We start from the raw sequence: 20210 nt of genomic DNA on the forward strand, positions 1-20210 counted from the left end.
GAAGAGTCCGGCAGGACGCCGGTCTTGATCTTCGCCATCATGGAGGATGGCTAAAACTTCCGCTCATGTAGCTCAGTCGGTAGAGCACTTCCTTGGTAAGGAAGAGGTCACAGGTTCGATTCCTGTCATGAGCACCATTCCTTCGGCCGTCACGGTCAGCCCCAAAACGGGCAGGTTCCTTTCAATTTATTGACTCCATCGGGGTTTAGCGCGCATGGCAAAGGGTAAATTCGAACGCACCAAGCCGCACGTCAACGTCGGCACGATTGGTCACGTGGATCACGGCAAGACGACGCTGACGGCGGCGCTGACGAAGGTCGGTGCGGAGCGCTTCGGTGGCGAGTTCAAGGATTACAGCGCGATCGACGCGGCGCCGGAAGAGAAGGCGCGCGGCATCACGATCTCGACGGCGCACGTGGAATACGAGTCGCCGAAGCGGCACTACGCGCACGTGGATTGCCCGGGGCATGCGGACTACGTGAAGAACATGATCACGGGTGCGGCGCAGATGGACGGCGCGATCCTGGTGTGCTCGGCGGCGGACGGTCCGATGCCGCAGACGCGCGAGCACATCCTGCTGAGCCGTCAGGTGGGCGTGCCGTACATCGTGGTCTACCTGAACAAGGCGGACATGGTGGACGACGCCGAGCTGCTCGAGCTGGTCGAGATGGAAGTGCGCGAGCTGCTGACCAAGTACGACTTCCCGGGCGACGACACGCCGATGATCCACGGTTCGGCCAAGCTGGCGCTGGAAGGCGATCAGAGCGAGATCGGCGTGCCGTCGATCATCAAGCTGGTGGATGCGCTGGACACCTGGATCCCGGAGCCGGTGCGCGCGATCGACAAGCCGTTCCTGATGCCGGTGGAGGACGTGTTCTCGATCTCCGGCCGCGGCACGGTGGTGACCGGCCGTATCGAGCGCGGCGTGATCAAGGTGGGCGACGAAATCGAAGTGGTCGGCATCCGCGACACGCAGAAGACCACCGTGACCGGCGTGGAAATGTTCCGCAAGCTGCTGGACCAGGGTCAGGCGGGCGACAACGCCGGTCTGCTGCTGCGCGGCCTGAAGCGTGACGACGTCGAGCGCGGCCAGGTGCTGGCCAAGCCGGGCACGATCACGCCGCACACCGACTTCGAGGCCGAGGTCTATGTGCTGAGCAAGGACGAGGGTGGCCGTCATACGCCGTTCTTCAAGGGCTACCGTCCGCAGTTCTACTTCCGCACGACCGACGTGACCGGCGCGGTGACGCTGCCGGAAGGCGTGGAAATGGTGATGCCGGGCGACAACGTGAAGATGGTGGTGAGCCTGATCCACCCGATCGCGATGGACGAAGGCCTGCGTTTCGCCATCCGCGAAGGCGGCCGCACCGTCGGCGCCGGCGTGGTGGCCAAGGTCATCAAGTAGGTAGAATGCAGGGAATAGGGACGAGGGAATAGGGAATCGGAAAGGCTCGCGACCCGCGCTTTCCGGCTCTTCTATTCCCGCTTCCCTATTCCCTATTTCCATTTTTACGCCAGTAGCTCAATTGGCAGAGCAGCGGTCTCCAAAACCGCAGGTTGGGGGTTCGAGTCCCTCCTGGCGTGCCACTTCCCCGAGGACCAAGACGGGTGACGATGGCAGGGTCGGGCCGCAAGGCACGGCATGCTGCTGACACCGAGTCGCTAGTGCATGAATACCAAGGCAGAACAGCCCAAGGGCACGAACGCCGCCGACATCGGCAAGCTGGTACTGGCGGGCCTGGTGCTGGCTGCCGGTATCTTTGCCTATTCCTGGTTCGGCCGGGACGGCAGCATTTCATCGTCGATACGCCTGCTGGGCGTGCTGGCCGCATTCGTGGTGGCGTCGGCGATTGCCGCGTTCACCGCGCTGGGCCGACGGGTACGGAACTTCATCGCCGAGTCGCAGTTCGAGATGCGCAAGGTGGTCTGGCCGACCCGCGACGAGACGATCAAGACGACCGGCATCATCATCCTGGTGGTGATCGTGTTGTCGTTGCTGCTGGGTCTTATCGACCTGATCCTGAAGTCGGTCATTCTCGACTGGCTGCTGAAGCTGGGTGGCTGAGGTGAGCATGAGCAAGCGCTGGTACGTGGTGCACGCCTATTCGGGTTTCGAGAACCAGGTGAAGCGTTCCCTCGAGGAGCGCATCAAGCGCGCCGCGATGGAAGAGAAGTTCGGCGAGGTGCTGGTGCCGACCGAGGAAGTGATCGAGATGCGCGGCGGCCAGAAGCGGCGCAGCGATCGCAAGTTCTTCCCGGGCTACGTACTGGTGCAGATCGAGACGAACACCGAGGGCAAGTCGCCCCGGATCGACGACGAGTGCTGGCACCTGATCAAGGAAACCCCGAAGGTGATGGGGTTCATCGGCGGCACCGCCGATCGCCCGCTGCCGATCAAGGACAGTGAGGCCGATGCCATCCTCAGCCGCGTGCGCGAGGGCGTCGAGAAGCCTCGCCCCAAGGTGCTGTTCGAACCGGGCGAGATGGTGCGCGTCACCGAGGGTCCGTTCAACGATTTCAACGGTGTGGTCGAGGAAGTCAACTACGAGAAGAGCCGCCTGCGTGTGGCGGTGCTGATCTTCGGTCGTTCGACCCCCGTGGAATTGGAGTTCGGTCAGGTCGAAAAGGCCTGAGTTCGCGAAGGAGCCTGTTCGAGGCTAATCCGCTCGATACCTTCCCCTCTTCTCACCGGCGGGGAAATGGCGCTTCGCCCGGCCGAGGCCCCCTGTCCTTGGATTTCAGCCCGAGGTCATTGCTGGCACGGGGCTTGCTGATGATCCGGTAAATCTCTATACTGCGCGGTTCACGCGGGGTCTTTTTGGCCCGGCGTGTACGCGTTTCGGATCCGCATGAGGCGGGTCTTCCCTCCATCCATGGAACGGTGAACAGCGAGGAGCCGCAAGGCGCCTGGACTCGCGAGGAACATCCAATGGCAAAGAAAGTCGTCGGTTACATCAAGCTGCAGGTCAAGGCCGGTCAGGCCAACCCGTCGCCGCCGGTGGGCCCCGCCCTCGGTCAGCGCGGCCTGAACATCATGGAGTTCTGCAAGGCGTTCAATGCTGCCACGCAGAAGCTGGAGCCGGGTCTGCCGATCCCGACCATCATCACGGCGTACTCCGACCGCAGCTTCACCTTCATCACCAAGACTCCGCCCGCCACCATCCTTCTGAAGAAGGCCACCGGTGTCGCCAAGGGTTCGCAGAAGCCGAACACCGACAAGGTCGGCAAGGTCACCCGCAAGCAGCTGGAAGACATTGCCAAGCAGAAGGAGCCGGATCTGACGGCGGCCGACCTTGACGCCGCGGTGCGCACCATTGCCGGTAGCGCCCGCAGCATGGGCCTGACGGTGGAGGGTTAAGACATGAAGATCACGAAGCGCATGAAGGCCGCGCAGGCCGCGGTGCAGCCGGGCAAGTTCTACGGCCTGGAAGAAGCCCTGAAGATCGTCAAGGACAACGCCAAGGCGAAGTTTGCCGAGTCGGTGGACGTGGCCGTGCGGTTGGGCATCGACGCGAAGAAATCGGACCAGGGCGTGCGTGGTTCCTCGCTGCTGCCGCATGGCACCGGCAAGACCGTCAAAGTCGCCGTGTTCTGCCCGCCGGGCGAGAAGGCCGAGGCCGCCAAGGCCGCCGGTGCCGATGCTGTCGGCATGGACGACCTGGCCGAGCGCATGCAGGGCGGTGATCTCGACTTCGGTCGCGTGATCGCTACGCCGGATGCCATGCGGGTGGTCGGCAAGCTGGGCCAGCTGCTCGGCCCGCGCGGCCTGATGCCGAACCCGAAGGACGGCTCGGTCACCGCCGACGTCGCCACGGCGGTGAAGAACGCCAAGGCCGGCCAGGTGAAGTTCCGCAACGACAAGGCGGGCATCATCCACGCCACCATCGGCAAGGCGAACTTCGAAGCCAGCCAGCTCGCAGACAACCTGAATGCGTTGATCGCCGACCTGCTGAAGGCCAAGCCGGCCACGGCGAAGGGTCAGTTCCTGCAGAAAGTGGCGTTGTCCAGCACGATGGGCGTCGGCGTTGCCGTCGATACCTCGTCGCTGACCATCGCCGCGAAGTAAGAATCAAGTCCCGCACCGGCCAGGTGCCAGTGCGGGCAGTTTTTGAGGGCAGTCCCGGTGTCTGTTGGATGCCGGGACCGCTGTCAAAGACCGCAGGCGCGATCAACGCGCGACGACGACGGGCAGGGAGCTCGGTTTTGGCAGGGAATCGCCGCGTCGCCAACGGGATTGCTTAATCGGGTTTTTCGCGAATCCGGCCTGCGCAGATGGTGCTGCCCCTTCTGGAATCGTTCGATTTGTTCTGGAAAGGCCAACACCCGGGGCACCGCAGTGCCCCCGACGTCACGGAGGGCGTCGCCCAGGACCGCAAGCGGCAGGAGCCGTGAGCGGAGTTCATTTGGAGGAGTGCAATGGCTCTCAATCTGTCTCAGAAGCAAGAAGTAGTCGCCGAACTGGCAGAAGTTGCCGCGAAGGCTCACTCCCTGGTCGCTGCCGAGTATGCGGGCACCACGGTCGCTCAGATGACCGCGATGCGCAAGAAGGCCCGCGAATCCGGCGTGTACTTGCGGGTTGTCAAGAACACGCTGGCGTCGCGCGCCGTGGCCGGTACCGAGTTCGAGGTCGTCAAGGACGCCTTGGTCGGTCCGCTGCTGTACGCATTCTCGACGGAAGAGCCCGGTGCAGCCGGGCGTCTGATCAAGGAATTTGCCAAGGACAACGACAAGCTGAAGGCGAAGCTCGTCTCGGTGGAAGGCAAGCTGCTGCCGGCCGCGCACGTCGACGTGCTGGCCTCGCTGCCGACCCGCGAACAGGCGCTGGCCATGCTGGCCCGCGTACTGGCCGAACCGGCCACGATGTTCGCCCGCGTCGTCAAGGCCGTGGCCGACAAGCAGGGTGGTGGCGAAGTCGCCGCCGAGGCCCCGGCCGAAGCCGAACCCGCCTAAGTTCATCGTCTATCAAATCGAATCCATTTCCAGAGGTAAATGCAATGTCCCTGACCAACGAACAGATCGTTGAAGCCGTCGCCGCCAAGTCGCTGATGGAAGTGATGGACCTGGTGAAGGCCATCGAAGAGAAGTTCGGCGTGACCGCCGCCGCCCCGGTGATGGTTGCCGCAGGCCCGGCCGCTGCCGGCCCGGCCGCCGAAGCGCAGACCGAGTTCGACGTCATCCTGAAGACCGCCGGCGCCAAGAAGGTCGATGTGATCAAGGCTGTCCGCGCGATCACCGGCCTGGGCCTGAAGGAAGCCAAGGACCTCACCGAGGCTGGCGGCGTCCTGAAGGAAGCCGTGTCGAAGGAAGATGCCGAGAAGTTCAAGAAGGACCTCGAAGCTGCCGGCGCCACGGTCGAACTGAAGTAATCGGCGCCCTTGCGCGCCGTCAGTTTGATCTAGCGTCAAGCAAGCCTGGGGGCGCGAGCCCCCGGGCTTTGCCTGCTTAGGCGGGAAGGGGAATGGAGAATAGGGATTCGCAGGTCGACTCCCCATTCTCGATTCCCAAATCCGCGGATTTGTCGAACATCTGATTTTTCATTCAGCCGGTGTGTGCACCACCGGCGTCACTGCGAACCGAGGCGCTACCGATCATGGCCTACTCGTTTACCGAGAAGAAACGCATCCGCAAGGATTTTGGCAAGCGTCCGCCCGTACTGGGCGTGCCGAACCTGCTGACCATCCAGACTGATTCCTACCGGGAGTTCCTGCAGGAGCACGTCGCGCCGAAACAGCGCGGCGAGAAGGGTTTGCATGCCGCGTTGAAGTCGGTGTTCCCGATCTCCAGCTATTCGGGCAATGCCGCGCTCGAGTACGTCGACTATCGCCTGGGCGAGCCGGCGTTCGACGAGCGCGAGTGCCGCAACCGCGGCATGACCTACGGCGCCCCGCTGCGCACCACCGTGCGCCTGGTCATCTACGACAAGGACAGCCCGGCCTCGAAGAAGGTGGTCAAGTACATCAAGGAGCAGGAAGTCTACATGGGCGAGATTCCGCTCATGACCGACACCGGCACCTTCATCATCAACGGCACCGAGCGCGTGATCGTCTCGCAGCTGCATCGTTCGCCGGGCGTGTTCTTCGACCACGACCGCGGCAAGACGCACAGCTCGGGCAAGCTCTTGTTCTCGGCCCGCGTGATTCCCTACCGCGGCTCCTGGCTGGACTTCGAGTTCGACCCGAAGGACGCGCTGTTCACCCGCATCGACCGTCGCCGCAAGCTGCCGGTGACGGTGCTGCTGCGCGCGCTCGGCTACAGCAACGAGGAGATGCTGGGCATCTTCTTCGAGCACAACGTGTTCCATCTCGGCAAGAAGGGCGGCACCACGCTGGAGCTGGTCGCCGAGCGCCTGCGCGGCGAGACGCTCTCCTTCGACCTGGCGATCGGCGGCAAGGTACTGGTGGAAGCCGGCAAGCGCATCACTGCGCGCCACGTGCGCCAGCTGGCGGCCGAGAACATCACCGCGCTGGAAGTGCCGGACGACTATCCGGTAGGCCGCATCGTGGCGACCGACATCGTCGACGCCAAGACCGGCGAGCTGCTGGCCTCGGCGAATGACGAGATCACCGCCGAACAACTGGAGAACTTCCGCAAGGCCGGCATCGAGATCGTGCCCACGCTGTACGTCAACGACCTCGATCGCGGCGCCTACATCTCGCATACCCTGCGCATCGACAACACCAAGACGCCGCTGGAGGCGCTGGTGGAAATCTATCGCATGATGCGCCCGGGCGAGCCGCCGACCAAGGATGCCGCGCAGAACCTGTTCTTCAACCTGTTCTTCACTTTCGACCGCTACGACCTGTCGGGCGTGGGCCGGATGAAGTTCAACCGCCGCGTGGGCCGCAAGGACATCCTCGGTCCGGGCGTGCTGTACGACCACAAGTACTTCAGCGAGCGCAAGGAAGATGCGTCGCAGGCGATGGTCAAGGAACTGGGCGAAAGCTCCGACATCCTCGACGTGCTGAAGGTGCTGATCGACATCAAGAACGGCCACGGCACCGTCGACGACATCGACCACCTGGGCAACCGCCGCGTGCGTTCGGTCGGCGAGATGGCCGAGAACACCTTCCGCATCGGCCTGGTGCGCGTCGAGCGCGCGGTGCGCGAGCGTCTGTCGCTGGCCGAGGCCGATGGCCTGACCCCGCAGGACCTGATCAACGCCAAGCCGGTCGCGGCCGCGGTGAAGGAGTTCTTCGGCTCCTCGCAGCTGTCGCAGTTCATGGACCAGAACAACCCGCTGTCCGAAGTGACGCACAAGCGCCGCGTCTCCGCGCTCGGGCCGGGCGGCCTGACCCGCGAACGCGCCGGCTTCGAAGTGCGCGACGTGCACCCGACCCATTACGGCCGCGTGTGCACCATCGAGACGCCGGAAGGCCCGAACATCGGCCTGATCAACTCGCTGGCCGTGTACGCCCGCACCAATGCCTACGGCTTCCTCGAGACGCCGTACCGCAAGGTCGCCAACAGCAAGGTCACCGACAAGGTCGATTACCTGTCGGCGATCGAGGAAGGCGACCACGTGATCGCGCAGGCGAACTCGCCGCTGGACAAGCACGGCGCGTTCCTGGAGGACTTCGTGTCCTGCCGTTTCCGCGGTGAATCCGAGCTGCGTCCGGCCTCCGAAGTGGACTACATGGACGTCTCGCCGATGCAGACCGTGTCGGTCGCCGCGGCGCTGGTGCCGTTCCTCGAGCATGACGACGCGAACCGCGCCCTGATGGGCGCGAACATGCAGCGCCAGGCCGTGCCGACCCTGCGCTCGCAGACGCCGCTGGTGGGTACCGGCATCGAACGCGCGGTGGCGCGCGACTCCGGTGTCATCGTCAGCGCCAAGCGCGGTGGCGTGATCGACCAGGTCGATGCGGCGCGTATCGTGGTGCGCGTGAACGAGGAAGAGGTCGGCGACAACGATGCCGGCGTCGACATCTACACGCTGACCAAGTACACCCGCTCCAACCAGAACACCAACCTCAACCAGCGCCCGCTGGTGAACGTCGGCGACGTGGTGGCGAAGGGCGACACGCTGGCCGACGGCTCGTCGACCGACCTGGGCGAGCTCGCGCTCGGCCAGAACATGCTGATCGCGTTCATGCCGTGGAACGGCTACAACTTCGAGGACTCGATCCTGCTCTCCGAGCGCGTCGTGCAGGAAGACCGCTACACCTCGATCCACATCGAGGAGCTGTCCTGCATCGCGCGCGACACCAAGCTGGGCGCCGAGGAAATCACCGCCGACATCCCGAACGTGGGCGAGCAGGCGCTGGCGCGGCTGGACGAGTCGGGCATCGTCTACATCGGTGCCGAGGTGAAGGCCGGCGACATCATGGTCGGCAAGGTCACGCCGAAGGGCGAGAGCCAGCTCACGCCCGAAGAGAAGCTGCTGCGCGCGATCTTCGGCGAGAAGGCGTCCGACGTGAAGGACTCGTCCTTGCGCGTGCCGCCGGGCATGGACGGCACCGTCATCGACGTGCAGGTGTTCACCCGCGACGGCATCGAGAAGGACAAGCGCGCCAAGCAGATCGAGGAAACCGAGGTCAAGCGGGTCCGCAAGGATCTGGACGACCAGTTCCGCATCCTCGAAGGCGCGATCTACAGCCGCATGCGTACCCAGTTGGTCGGCAAGTCCGCGATGAGCGGTCCGGGCGGCCTGAAGCGCGGCGCCGAGATCACCGACGCCTACCTGGACGGCCTGAAGAAGGACGACTGGTTCAAGATCAACGTCAAGGACGAGGACGTCACCGAGTTCCTCGAGCGCGCCGCCGACCAGATCAAGCGCCACAAGGAAGAGTTCGACAAGCGCTTCAAGGAGAAGCAGGGCAAGATCACCCAGGGCGACGACCTCGCACCGGGCGTGCTGAAGATGGTCAAGGTGTTCCTGGCCGTGAAGCGCCGCATCCAGCCGGGCGACAAGATGGCCGGTCGCCACGGCAACAAGGGCGTGGTGTCGAACGTGGTGCCGGTGGAGGACATGCCGTACTCCGCCGACGGCGTGCCGGTCGACATCGTGCTGAACCCGCTGGGCGTGCCGTCGCGCATGAACATCGGGCAGATCCTGGAAGTGCATCTGGGCTGGGCCGCCAAGGGCCTGGGCAAGAAGATCCAGAAGATGCTCGAAGCGCAGGAGAAGGTGGCCAAGATCCGCGAGTTCCTCGACCAGATCTACAACAACCACGTCGCCGGCGCGGTGCAGCATGTCGACCTGAAGTCGCTCACCGACAAGGAAATCTTCGCGCTCGCCACCAACCTGCAGGAAGGCGTGCCGATGGCGACGCCGGTGTTCGACGGTGCGGAAGAGACCGAGATCAAGGCGATGCTGAGGCTGGCGGACCTGCCCGAGTCGGGCCAGACCACGCTGTACGACGGCCGTACCGGCGAGGCGTTCGATCGCCCGGTTACCGTCGGCTACATGCATTACCTGAAGCTCAACCACCTGGTCGACGACAAGATGCACGCGCGCTCCACCGGCCCGTACTCGCTGGTTACCCAGCAGCCGCTGGGCGGCAAGGCGCAGTTCGGCGGCCAGCGCTTCGGCGAGATGGAAGTGTGGGCGCTGGAAGCCTACGGCGCGGCCTACACCCTGCAGGAAATGCTGACGGTGAAGTCCGACGACGTGCAGGGCCGCAACCAGATGTACAAGAACATTGTCGACGGCAACCACGAAATGTCCGCGGGCATGCCGGAATCCTTCAACGTGCTGGTGAAGGAAATCCGCTCGCTCGCCATCGACATCGATCTGGAAGAGATCAAGTGATCCGCGCAGTCACCGGAGATTTCGAATGAAAGACCTGCTCAATCTGTTCAACCAGCAGCGCGCGACGCCGGATTTCGATGCGATCAAGATCGCGCTGGCCTCGCCGGAGCTGATCCGCTCGTGGTCGTACGGCGAAGTGAAGAAGCCGGAGACGATCAACTACCGCACCTTCAAGCCGGAGCGTGACGGCCTGTTCTGCGCCGCGATCTTCGGACCGGTGAAGGACTACGAGTGCCTGTGCGGCAAGTACAAGCGCATGAAGCATCGCGGCGTGGTCTGCGAGAAGTGCGGCACCGAGGTCACCCTGGCCAAGGTGCGTCGCGAGCGCATGGGCCACATCGAGCTGGCCAGCCCGACCGCGCACATCTGGTTCTTGAAGTCGCTGCCCTCGCGCATCGGCCTGATGCTGGACATGACCCTGCGCGACATCGAGCGCATCCTGTACTTCGAAGCCTTCGTGGTGATCGATCCGGGCATGACCGCGCTGGAGCGCGGCCAGCTGCTCAGCGAAGACCAGTACCTGGAAGCGACCGAAGAACATGGCGACGAGTTCGACGCGCGGATGGGCGCCGAGGCGGTGTTCCATCTGCTGAAATCGCTCGACCTGCCGGGCGAAGTGATCCGCCTGAAGGAAGAGATCGGCTCGACCAACTCCGAGACCAAGCTGAAGCGGCTGACCAAGCGCGTCAAGCTGATCGAGGCGTTCCTCGAATCCGGCAACAAGCCGGAGTGGATGGTGCTGACCGTTCTTCCCGTGCTGCCGCCGGACTTGCGTCCGCTGGTGCCGCTGGATGGTGGCCGTTTCGCCACTTCCGATCTGAACGATCTGTACCGTCGCGTGATCAACCGCAACAACCGCCTGAAGCGGCTGCTCGAGCTCAATGCGCCGGACATCATCGTGCGCAACGAGAAGCGCATGCTGCAGGAGTCGGTCGATGCGCTGCTCGACAACGGCCGCCGCGGCCGTGCCATCACCGGCACCAACAAGCGCGCGCTGAAATCGCTCGCCGACATGATCAAGGGCAAGCAGGGCCGCTTCCGCCAGAACCTGCTCGGCAAGCGCGTGGACTACTCCGGTCGCTCGGTGATCGTGGTCGGTCCGACCCTGCGCCTGCACCAGTGCGGCCTGCCCAAGAAGATGGCGCTGGAGCTGTTCAAGCCGTTCATCTTCGCCAAGCTGCAGGCGCGTGGCGAAGCCACCACGATCAAGGCGGCGAAGAAGCTGGTCGAGCGCGAAGAAGCCCAGGTGTGGGACATCCTCGAAGAGGTGATCCGCGAACATCCGGTACTGCTGAACCGTGCGCCGACCCTGCACCGTCTGGGTATCCAGGCGTTCGAGCCGAAGCTGATCGAAGGCAAGGCGATCCAGCTGCATCCGCTCGTCTGTACCGCGTTCAACGCCGACTTCGACGGCGACCAGATGGCCGTCCACGTGCCGCTGTCGATCGAGGCGCAGCTGGAAGCGCGCACGCTGATGATGTCGTCCAACAACATCCTCAGCCCCGCCAACGGCGAGCCGATCATCGTGCCGACCCAGGACGTGGTGCTGGGCCTGTACTACATGACCCGCGAGCTGATCAATGCCAAGGGCACCGGCATGGTGTTCTCCGGCATTTCCGAGGCGCGTCGCGCGTACGACAACCGTGCGGTCGAGCTGCATGCCCGGGTCAAGGTGCGCCTGAAGCTGGTGCATATCGCCGAGGACGGCGCCCGTACCCACGAGACGAAGATCGTCGACACCACCGTCGGCCGTGCGCTGCTGGCCGAAATCCTGCCGGAGGGCCTGCCGTTCGAGCTGGCCAACACCGAGCTGACCAAGAAGAACATCTCGCGCCTGATCAACTCCAGCTACCGTTTGCTGGGCCTGAAGGAAACGGTGGTGTTCGCCGACAAGCTGATGTACACCGGCTACCGGTTCGCCACCCGCGCGGGCATCTCGATCGGCATCGATGACATGCTGATCCCGGCCGAGAAGAAGACCATCCTCGACGAAGCCGAGAAGGAAGTCGTCGAGATCCAGCAGCAATACCAGTCGGGCCTGGTCACCGCCGGCGAGCGTTACAACAAGGTGGTCGACATCTGGTCGCGCACCAGCGAGCAGGTGGCCAAGGCGATGATCGACGGCATCGGCACCGAGAAGGTCGTCGATGCCGAGGGCAAGACGGTCAGCCAGAAGTCGATGAACTCGCTGTACATCATGGCCGACTCGGGCGCGCGCGGCTCGGTAGCGCAGATCCGCCAGCTGGCCGGCATGCGCGGCCTGATGGCGCGGCCGGACGGCTCGATTATCGAGACCCCGATCAAGGCCAACTTCCGCGAAGGCCTGAACGTGCTGCAGTACTTCAACTCGACCCACGGCGCCCGCAAGGGTCTGGCGGATACCGCGCTGAAGACCGCCAATTCCGGTTACCTGACCCGCCGCCTGGTGGACGTGGCGCAGGACGTAGTCATCACGATGGACGACTGCGGCACCGAGGACGGTGTCACCATGCAGCCGATCGTCGAGGGTGGCGATGTGGTCGAGCCGTTGCGCGACCGCGTACTCGGCCGCGTGGTGGTCGAGGACGTCTACGCCCCGGGCGACGATGACCGGCCGATCGTCACCCGCGACACCCTGCTCAACGAAGCCCTGGTCGAGAAGCTCGACAAGGCCGGCGTGCAGATCGTCAAGGTACGTTCGCCGATCACCTGCGAAGCCATCCACGGCGTGTGCAAGCTGTGCTACGGCCGCGACCTGGCCCGTGGCCACCTGGTCAACATGGGCGAGGCCGTGGGCGTGGTCGCCGCGCAGTCGATCGGCGAGCCAGGCACCCAGCTGACCATGCGTACCTTCCACATCGGCGGCGCGGCTTCGCGCGCGGCGGCGGTGGACAACGTGACGGTGAAGACCACCGGTTCGCTGAAGTTCAACAATCTGAAGTCGGTACAGCACAAGCAGGGCAACCTGGTGGCGGTGTCGCGCTCAGGCGAACTGAGCGTGATCGACGCCAGCGGTCGCGAGCGCGAGCGCTACAAGGTGCCGTACGGCGCCGTCATCGCGGTCAAGGATGGCGCCCCGGTCAAGCCGGGCCAGACCGTGGCGAACTGGGATCCGCATACCCATCCGATCGTCACCGAGGTGGCCGGCGTGGTGCGCTTCATCGACTTCCTCGATGGTGTCACCGTGCAGAGCCAGACCGACGAGCTGACCGGTCTGGAGTCGGCGGTGGTCACCGATCCGAAGCGTCGCGGCGCGCAGGCGAAGGACCTGCGTCCGATCGTACGTCTGGAAGATGCCAAGGGCCGCGAGCTGAAGCTGCCGGGCACCGACATTGCCGCGCAGTACTTCCTGCCGGCCGGTGCGATCGTGTCGATCCAGAACGGCGCGGAAGTGGGCGTAGGCGACGTGATCGCGCGCATTCCACAGGAAACCTCCAAGACCCGCGACATCACCGGCGGTCTGCCGCGCGTGGCCGACCTGTTCGAGGCACGCAAGCCGAAGGAGCCGGCAATCCTGGCCGAGCGCTCCGGCATCGTCAGCTTCGGCAAGGACACCAAGGGCAAGCAGCGCCTGATCATCAAGGACGCCGACGGCAACGAGCACGAGGAGCTGATTCCGAAGTGGCGTCAGGTCATCGTGTTCGAGGGCGAGCATGTGGAGAAGGGCGAGACCGTCGTCGACGGCGAGCCGAATCCGCATGACATCCTGCGCCTGCTCGGCGTGGAGCCGCTGGCCACCTACCTGGTCAAGGAGATCCAGGACGTGTACCGCCTGCAGGGCGTGAAGATCAACGACAAACACATCGAGGCGATCATTCGCCAGATGCTGCGCAAGGTCGAAATCGTCGAGCCGGGCGACAGCCACTACCTGCGCGGCGAGCAGGTCGAGCGCGTGCGGATCAACGGCGAGAACGAGCGGGCGACCGCCAAGGGCGAGCGTCCGGCGGATTACCAGTCGGTGCTGCTGGGCATCACCAAGGCATCGCTGGCGACCGAGTCGTTCATCTCGGCAGCCTCGTTCCAGGAAACTACCCGCGTCCTTACCGAGGCGGCGGTTCGCGGCACCCGCGACAGCTTGCGTGGCCTGAAGGAAAATGTTATTGTCGGTCGTCTTATTCCGGCAGGTACGGGTCTGGCATACCACGCATCGCGTCGTCGCCAGGGCGGTTTGACCGCCACGGAGCTGGAGACTCTTTCCGGCTCCACGCCTGCAGTCTCGTTCGCCGAGGCTTCGGCCGGTGGTGAAAACGGTGTCGAGTAAATCCGTTCGGGATCTTGCTCGCTGACATACGAAATGAGGTGCAGGGACGCACCTCGTGTTCGGGTCCAGGACGGCTGAGCGCTGGCTTGCCTATGGCGGGCCGCTCATGTTAAATTCCCGCTTCTTGGCAGACCGAGCTTATTCGGGCTGCCTTTATGTTTTCAGGAACAGCTTCGCATGACGACAGTCAACCAGTTGGTGCGCAAAAACCGCAGCCCCAAGACCTACAAGAGTGGGTCGCCTGCACTGCAGAGCAGCCCGCAGCGTCGTGGCGTCTGCACGCGCGTTTACACGACCACTCCGAAGAAGCCGAACTCGGCCCTGCGCAAGGTTGCCAAGGTGCGCCTGACCAACGGCTTCGAGGTCATCAGCTACATCGGTGGCGAAGGCCACAACCTGCAGGAGCACTCGGTGGTGCTGATCCGCGGCGGCCGCGTCAAGGACTTGCCGGGCGTGCGCTACCACACGGTACGCGGCAGCCTCGATTGCGCCGGCGTCACCAAGCGTCGCCAGTCGCGCTCGAAGTACGGCGCCAAGCGCCCGAAGAAGTAACGGCGGCTTACTTACTCGAAGAGTGCGGCCACGGACGGTCGCTTTTGCTCGGCAGGCATGGTGCCTGCAAGAAATACAACAGTGCGGCCAGGGTGGTCGCTTTTCCGGTGGGCAGGAATGCCCGCAAAAATAACGGACAAAAAACATGTCGCGCAAAGGTTCACATCCCGCCCGTCTGGTTCTGCCGGATCCCAAGCATGGCAGTCAGCTGATCGCCCGTTTCATCAACATGGTGATGAAGAGCGGCAAGAAATCGGTCGCCGAGAGCATCGTCTACGGTGCGCTGCAGCATATCGGCGAGAAGAATGCCGAGCCGGTGGCGCTGGTCGAGAAAGCGCTGAACAACATCGCTCCGGCGGTCGAGGTGAAGTCTCGCCGTGTCGGCGGCGCGACCTACCAGGTGCCGGTCGAAGTGCGTCCGGGTCGCCGCATGGCGCTGGCGATGCGCTGGGTCATCGACGCTGCCCGCAAGCGCGGCGAAACCTCGATGCCGCGCAAGCTGGCTGCCGAATTGCTGGAAGCTTCGGAAAGCCGCGGCGGCGCCGCCAAGAAGCGCGAGGAAACGCACCGCATGGCAGAGGCCAACAAGGCCTTCTCGCACTACAGGTGGTAAGTGGGTCGGGTCCTTGCCGTCGTCGCTGATGGCTAGGCGGCTCCGCCATCCTGGCAGACTCCTAAATAGAAGCGCGACCCGGACGGTCGTTTTCGAAACAGGGCAGGGTTGCCCGGCAAAGGTAAATATCCATGGCACGCACCACTCCCATCGAGCGCTACCGCAACTTCGGCATCATGGCTCACATCGATGCCGGCAAGACCACCACCACGGAGCGCATCCTGTTCTACACCGGCGTCAGCCACAAGATCGGCGAAGTGCACGACGGTGCGGCCACGATGGACTGGATGGAGCAGGAGCAGGAGCGCGGCATTACCATCACGTCGGCGGCCACGACGGCGTTCTGGAAAGGCATGGATCGTTCCATGCCCGAGCACCGCTTCAACATCATCGACACCCCGGGACACGTGGACTTCACCATCGAGGTCGAGCGTTCGCTGCGCGTGCTTGATGGCGCGGTATTCGTGTTGTGCGCGGTTGGTGGCGTGCAGCCGCAGTCCGAGACCGTGTGGCGCCAGGCCAACAAGTACAAGGTCCCGCGCCTTGCCTTCGTCAACAAGATGGATCGCACCGGCGCGAACTTCAGCAAGGTGATCGAGCAGCTGAAGGCTCGCCTGGGTGCCCATCCGGTGCCGATGCAGGTGCCGATCGGCGCCGAGGACAACTTCGCGGGCGTGGTCGACCTGCTCAAGATGAAGGCGATCATCTGGGACATGGAGTCCCAGGGCATGAAGTTCGAGTACCAGGAGATCCCGGCGAATCTGGCCGACAAGGCCGCCGAGGCGCGCAGCTTCATGGTGGAGTCGGCTGCCGAGGCCACCGAGGAGCTGATGAACAAGTATCTCGAGGGCGGCGACCTCAGCGAGGAGGAGATCATTGCCGGTCTGCGCCAGCGTACGCTCGCGAACGAGATCATCCCGGTATTCTGTGGCACGGCGTTCAAGAACAAGGGCGTCCAGGCGATGCTCGACGCCGTGGTCCAGCTGCTGCCGTCGCCTGCCGATCGCCCGCCGGTCGCCGGTGTCGACGAGAACGAACACGAAGCCACGCGCAAGGCCGATGACGCCGCGCCGTTCTCCGCGCTGGCGTTCAAGATCATGACCGACCCGTTCGTCGGCTCGCTGACGTTCTTCCGCGTCTACTCGGGCACGCTGAACTCCGGCGACGCCGTGTACAACCCGATCAAGAGCAAGAAGGAGCGCATCGGCCGCATCCTACAGATGCACGCGAACGAGCGTCAGGAACTGAAGGAAGTGCGTGCCGGCGACATCGCCGCCGCGGTCGGCTTGAAGGATGTGACGACCGGCGACACGCTGTGCGCGCAGGATCACGTGATCACCCTGGAGCGGATGACGTTCCCGGAGCCGGTGATTTCGATGGCGGTCGAGCCGAAGACCAAGTCGGACCAGGAGAAGATGGGCATCGCGCTCGGTCGTCTGGCCGCGGAAGATCCGTCGTTCCGTGTGCGCACGGACGAGGAGTCGGGTCAGACGATCATCTCGGGCATGGGCGAGTTGCACCTGGACATCCTGGTCGACCGCATGCGTCGCGAGTTCAACGTCGAGGCCAATGTCGGCAAGCCGCAGGTGGCCTATCGCGAGACGATTCGTGCTTCGGATGTCAAGTCTGACTACAAGCACGCCAAGCAGTCGGGCGGCAAGGGCCAGTACGGTCACGTCGTGATCGAGCTGTCGCCGATGACCGACGCCGACCGTGCCGATCCGAACGTGAAGGACGACTTCCTCTTCATCAACGACATCACCGGCGGCGTGATCCCGAAGGAATTCATCCCGTCGGTCGAGAAGGGCCTGCGCGAGACCATCACCAGCGGTCCGCTGGCCGGCTTCCCGGTGGTGGGCGTGAAGGTCAAACTGGTGTTCGGTTCGTACCACGATGTCGACTCGTCCGAAATGGCGTTCAAGCTGGCTGCTTCGATGGCATTCAAGCAGGGCTTCGCCAAGGCGAACCCGGTGCTGCTCGAGCCAATCATGAAGGTCGAGGTGGTGACCCCGGAAGAGTACGTCGGTGACGTGATGGGCGACATGAGCCGTCGTCGCGGCCTACTTCAGGGTCAGGACGACACGCCCTCGGGCAAGACCATCGACGCGATGGTCCCGCTGGGCGAGATGTTCGGTTATGCGACGACGATCCGCTCGCTGACCCAGGGCCGCGCCACCTTCACGATGGAATTCGACCACTATGCCGAAGCGCCGAACAACATCGCCGAACAGGTCATGAAGAAGGCCTGACCGGGCCGGCTTTCCCACGCTTAATTAGTGCGATCGATCCCTGATCGCGAAAATCGAAGAGCGGCCCCGCGGCCGCGCTAATTGATTGGTTCTTTCTAGAGGTCAGAGTCATGGCAAAGGGTAAATTCGAACGCACCAAGCCGCACGTCAACGTCGGCACGATTGGTCACGTGGATCACGGCAAGACGACGCTGACGGCGGCGCTGACGAAGGTCGGTGCGGAGCGCTTCGGTGGCGAGTTCAAGGATTACAGCGCGATCGACGCGGCGCCGGAAGAGAAGGCGCGCGGCATCACGATCTCGACGGCGCACGTGGAATACGAGTCGCCGAAGCGGCACTACGCGCACGTGGATTGCCCGGGGCATGCGGACTACGTGAAGAACATGATCACGGGTGCGGCGCAGATGGACGGCGCGATCCTGGTGTGCTCGGCGGCGGACGGTCCGATGCCGCAGACGCGCGAGCACATCCTGCTGAGCCGTCAGGTGGGCGTGCCGTACATCGTGGTCTACCTGAACAAGGCGGACATGGTGGACGACGCCGAGCTGCTCGAGCTGGTCGAGATGGAAGTGCGCGAGCTGCTGACCAAGTACGACTTCCCGGGCGACGACACGCCGATGATCCACGGTTCGGCCAAGCTGGCGCTGGAAGGCGATCAGAGCGAGATCGGCGTGCCGTCGATCATCAAGCTGGTGGATGCGCTGGACACCTGGATCCCGGAGCCGGTGCGCGCGATCGACAAGCCGTTCCTGATGCCGGTGGAGGACGTGTTCTCGATCTCCGGCCGCGGCACGGTGGTGACCGGCCGTATCGAGCGCGGCGTGATCAAGGTGGGCGACGAAATCGAAGTGGTCGGCATCCGCGACACGCAGAAGACCACCGTGACCGGCGTGGAAATGTTCCGCAAGCTGCTGGACCAGGGTCAGGCGGGCGACAACGCCGGTCTGCTGCTGCGCGGCCTGAAGCGTGACGACGTCGAGCGCGGCCAGGTGCTGGCCAAGCCGGGCACGATCACGCCGCACACCGATTTCGAGGCCGAGGTCTATGTGCTGAGCAAGGACGAGGGTGGCCGTCATACGCCGTTCTTCAAGGGCTACCGTCCGCAGTTCTACTTCCGCACGACCGACGTGACCGGCGCGGTGACGCTGCCGGAAGGCGTGGAAATGGTGATGCCGGGCGACAACGTGAAGATGGTGGTGAGCCTGATCCACCCGATCGCGATGGACGAAGGCCTGCGTTTCGCCATCCGCGAAGGCGGCCGCACCGTCGGCGCCGGCGTGGTGGCCAAGGTCATCAAGTAATAGCTCTTGTGAGAAGTCCGGCATGGATGCCGGGTTGATCTTTGCCATCAGGGAGGATGGCTGAAGTAAAGGTCACGGGGCGAACGGAACCGCACGCTGCCGGGATAACTCCCGCTGTTGAACCGGACGTGGCTGCGCCGCGCCGGTTGACGCCGGCCAAGTCAAGGTTGATGTTGTTTCGCACCCCTTCACTAATGCCAGATTTGCCGGTATACTTGGCAGCTCACTTGTCGGACAGACGTGTTTCTGGACGACCAACCGCGAAATGAGGCGCAGGACGTGCTTCGAGTTCGCTGGCCGCGGATCGGCCTTCGCAAGTCGACGTGATCGCGGGGTGTGCCCTGTTGACACGTCGTTTTGTGCGAGATTCGGATGGTGCCAGGCGAGCGAACCGATGCTCGCCTGGTGTTTTTCAAAGGGGCCGACGAATCATTGAAGGCCTCGGGTTTGTGGCAATAGGCAGTGCGGGGCGGTGAGAAGCCGCTTCGTTTCACAGAACGTTCTTTCGACAACAGGACACGGTTATGGCGAACCAGAAGATTCGGATTCGGCTGAAAGCGTACGATCATCGCCTGATCGACCGCTCGGCCAGCGAGATCGTCGAGACGGCAAAGCGCACGGGTGCCACGGTACTCGGCCCGATCCCGCTCCCGACCAAGATCGAGCGTTACACCATTCTGACGTCGCCGCACGTCGACAAGGATGCACGCGACCAGTACGAGACCCGTACCCACAAGCGTGTGCTCGACATCGTCGACCCGAACGACAAGACCGTGGACGCGCTCATGAAGCTTGATCTCGCCGCAGGCGTCGATGTTCAGATCAAGCTCGGTTGAGCGACAGACAGGATACGAAGATGAGTATCGGATTGGTTGGCCGCAAATGCGGCATGAGCCGACTCTTCACTGAAGATGGTCGTTCGATTCCGGTGACGCTGATTGAAGCGACGCCGAACCGGGTGACCCAGCTGAAGACGGATGACAACGATGGCTACAGCGCCGTCCAGGTTTCTGCGGGCAGCAAGCGCGCGAACCTGCTGACGCAGCCGCTGAAGGGTCATTACGCGAAGGCCAAGGTTGAGCCGGGTCGTGGTCTGTGGGAGTTCCGCGTGGCGGCCGAGGACCTCGGCAAGTATGCCGTGGGTACCGAGATCAAGGCGGATGAGGTGTTCTCCGTCGGCCAGATCGTCGACGTTGCCGGCGTGTCGAAGGGCAAGGGCTTCCAGGGCACGATCAAGCGCTGGAACTTCAAGATGGGCGACGCCACCCACGGCAACTCGCTCTCGCATCGCGCGCCGGGCTCCATCGGCCAGCGCCAGACGCCGGGTCGCGTGTTCCCCGGCAAGAAGATGGCCGGTCACATGGGTGCCGTGCGCCGCTCGGCGCAGGGGCTGGAAGTGGTCAAGGTCGACGCCGAGCGCCACCTGATTGCGGTGAAGGGCGCGGTACCGGGTGCAACCGGTGGCGACGTCATCATTCGCCCGACGACCAAGGGTTGAGGAGAG

15 protein-coding genes and 2 tRNA genes are annotated in these 20210 nt (G+C 63.9%); all 17 read left to right on the forward strand.

Annotation, left to right across the window (positions count from 1 at the left end; translation table 11 throughout):
- The first annotated feature begins 61 nt into the window (after window positions 1-61).
- The 17 genes from R2APBS1_RS04690 (at window position 62) to rplC (ending at window position 20204) form a co-directional block, all read left to right on the forward strand.
- Window positions 62-137, forward strand: a tRNA-Thr gene (locus R2APBS1_RS04690).
- A 77-nt stretch (window positions 138-214) separates the two neighbouring features.
- The gene (gene tuf / locus R2APBS1_RS04695; protein ID WP_007514312.1) at window positions 215-1405 is read left to right on the forward strand and encodes an elongation factor Tu; all 1191 of its coding nucleotides are present in this window, start codon (window positions 215-217) and stop codon (window positions 1403-1405) included.
- Between the two features lie 106 nt (window positions 1406-1511).
- A tRNA-Trp gene (locus R2APBS1_RS04700) sits at window positions 1512-1587 on the forward strand.
- Between the two features lie 82 nt (window positions 1588-1669).
- Window positions 1670-2065, forward strand: a complete 396-nt coding sequence (secE, locus tag R2APBS1_RS04705) for a preprotein translocase subunit SecE (RefSeq protein ID WP_007514528.1) — start codon at window positions 1670-1672, stop codon at window positions 2063-2065.
- A gap of 7 nt (window positions 2066-2072) precedes the next feature.
- Window positions 2073-2633 carry a transcription termination/antitermination protein NusG gene (gene nusG, locus R2APBS1_RS04710; protein WP_007514530.1) on the forward strand — a complete coding sequence of 187 codons (561 nt, stop codon included), beginning with the start codon at window positions 2073-2075 and terminating at the stop codon, window positions 2631-2633.
- Between the two features lie 296 nt (window positions 2634-2929).
- A complete protein-coding gene (gene rplK / locus R2APBS1_RS04715; RefSeq protein WP_007514532.1) occupies window positions 2930-3358 on the forward strand; it encodes a 50S ribosomal protein L11 in 429 nt (142 codons plus the stop codon).
- Between the two features lie 3 nt (window positions 3359-3361).
- Window positions 3362-4066 (forward strand): 50S ribosomal protein L1, encoded by a 705-nt coding sequence (rplA, locus tag R2APBS1_RS04720; protein WP_007514534.1) that lies wholly within the window; start codon window positions 3362-3364, stop codon window positions 4064-4066.
- 350 nt (window positions 4067-4416) lie between these two features.
- Window positions 4417-4950: a 50S ribosomal protein L10 gene (rplJ, locus tag R2APBS1_RS04725; RefSeq protein ID WP_007514535.1), complete on the forward strand. Its 534-nt coding sequence runs from the start codon at window positions 4417-4419 to the stop codon at window positions 4948-4950.
- Window positions 4951-4994: 44 nt separating this feature from the next.
- Window positions 4995-5366 carry a 50S ribosomal protein L7/L12 gene (gene rplL / locus R2APBS1_RS04730; RefSeq protein ID WP_007514537.1) on the forward strand — a complete coding sequence of 124 codons (372 nt, stop codon included), beginning with the start codon at window positions 4995-4997 and terminating at the stop codon, window positions 5364-5366.
- A 221-nt stretch (window positions 5367-5587) separates the two neighbouring features.
- Complete coding sequence (gene rpoB / locus R2APBS1_RS04735) at window positions 5588-9751, forward strand: DNA-directed RNA polymerase subunit beta (protein ID WP_027485835.1); 4164 nt, start codon at window positions 5588-5590, stop codon at window positions 9749-9751.
- A 25-nt stretch (window positions 9752-9776) separates the two neighbouring features.
- Window positions 9777-13991, forward strand: a complete 4215-nt coding sequence (rpoC, locus tag R2APBS1_RS04740) for a DNA-directed RNA polymerase subunit beta' (RefSeq protein ID WP_007514541.1) — start codon at window positions 9777-9779, stop codon at window positions 13989-13991.
- 177 nt (window positions 13992-14168) lie between these two features.
- The gene (gene rpsL / locus R2APBS1_RS04745) at window positions 14169-14543 is read left to right on the forward strand and encodes a 30S ribosomal protein S12 (RefSeq protein ID WP_007083021.1); all 375 of its coding nucleotides are present in this window, start codon (window positions 14169-14171) and stop codon (window positions 14541-14543) included.
- A 145-nt stretch (window positions 14544-14688) separates the two neighbouring features.
- Window positions 14689-15156, forward strand: coding sequence for a 30S ribosomal protein S7 (gene rpsG / locus R2APBS1_RS04750; protein ID WP_007514548.1), 468 nt, complete (start codon window positions 14689-14691; stop codon window positions 15154-15156).
- 131 nt (window positions 15157-15287) lie between these two features.
- A complete protein-coding gene (fusA, locus tag R2APBS1_RS04755; protein WP_007514550.1) occupies window positions 15288-17405 on the forward strand; it encodes an elongation factor G in 2118 nt (705 codons plus the stop codon).
- A gap of 110 nt (window positions 17406-17515) precedes the next feature.
- Window positions 17516-18706, forward strand: a complete 1191-nt coding sequence (gene tuf / locus R2APBS1_RS04760) for an elongation factor Tu (RefSeq protein WP_007514312.1) — start codon at window positions 17516-17518, stop codon at window positions 18704-18706.
- A 524-nt stretch (window positions 18707-19230) separates the two neighbouring features.
- Window positions 19231-19542: a 30S ribosomal protein S10 gene (gene rpsJ, locus R2APBS1_RS04765; RefSeq protein ID WP_007082173.1), complete on the forward strand. Its 312-nt coding sequence runs from the start codon at window positions 19231-19233 to the stop codon at window positions 19540-19542.
- A gap of 20 nt (window positions 19543-19562) precedes the next feature.
- On the forward strand, window positions 19563-20204 hold the full coding sequence (gene rplC, locus R2APBS1_RS04770; protein WP_007513338.1) for a 50S ribosomal protein L3: 642 nt from the start codon (window positions 19563-19565) through the stop codon (window positions 20202-20204).
- The last annotated feature ends 6 nt before the right edge of the window (window positions 20205-20210 follow it).

The organism is Rhodanobacter denitrificans (assembly GCF_000230695.2).
In the GTDB taxonomy this organism is placed as follows: domain Bacteria; phylum Pseudomonadota; class Gammaproteobacteria; order Xanthomonadales; family Rhodanobacteraceae; genus Rhodanobacter; species Rhodanobacter denitrificans.

Coding starts and splice junctions, on each gene's coding strand:
- tuf (WP_007514312.1), top strand. CDS start 215: ATGGCAAAGGGTAAATTCGAACGCACCAAGCCGCACGTCAACGTCGGC.
- secE (WP_007514528.1), top strand. CDS start 1,670: ATGAATACCAAGGCAGAACAGCCCAAGGGCACGAACGCCGCCGACATC.
- nusG (WP_007514530.1), top strand. CDS start 2,073: ATGAGCAAGCGCTGGTACGTGGTGCACGCCTATTCGGGTTTCGAGAAC.
- rplK (WP_007514532.1), top strand. CDS start 2,930: ATGGCAAAGAAAGTCGTCGGTTACATCAAGCTGCAGGTCAAGGCCGGT.
- rplA (WP_007514534.1), top strand. CDS start 3,362: ATGAAGATCACGAAGCGCATGAAGGCCGCGCAGGCCGCGGTGCAGCCG.
- rplJ (WP_007514535.1), top strand. CDS start 4,417: ATGGCTCTCAATCTGTCTCAGAAGCAAGAAGTAGTCGCCGAACTGGCA.
- rplL (WP_007514537.1), top strand. CDS start 4,995: ATGTCCCTGACCAACGAACAGATCGTTGAAGCCGTCGCCGCCAAGTCG.
- rpoC (WP_007514541.1), top strand. CDS start 9,777: ATGAAAGACCTGCTCAATCTGTTCAACCAGCAGCGCGCGACGCCGGAT.
- rpsL (WP_007083021.1), top strand. CDS start 14,169: ATGACGACAGTCAACCAGTTGGTGCGCAAAAACCGCAGCCCCAAGACC.
- rpsG (WP_007514548.1), top strand. CDS start 14,689: ATGTCGCGCAAAGGTTCACATCCCGCCCGTCTGGTTCTGCCGGATCCC.
- fusA (WP_007514550.1), top strand. CDS start 15,288: ATGGCACGCACCACTCCCATCGAGCGCTACCGCAACTTCGGCATCATG.
- tuf (WP_007514312.1), top strand. CDS start 17,516: ATGGCAAAGGGTAAATTCGAACGCACCAAGCCGCACGTCAACGTCGGC.
- rpsJ (WP_007082173.1), top strand. CDS start 19,231: ATGGCGAACCAGAAGATTCGGATTCGGCTGAAAGCGTACGATCATCGC.
- rplC (WP_007513338.1), top strand. CDS start 19,563: ATGAGTATCGGATTGGTTGGCCGCAAATGCGGCATGAGCCGACTCTTC.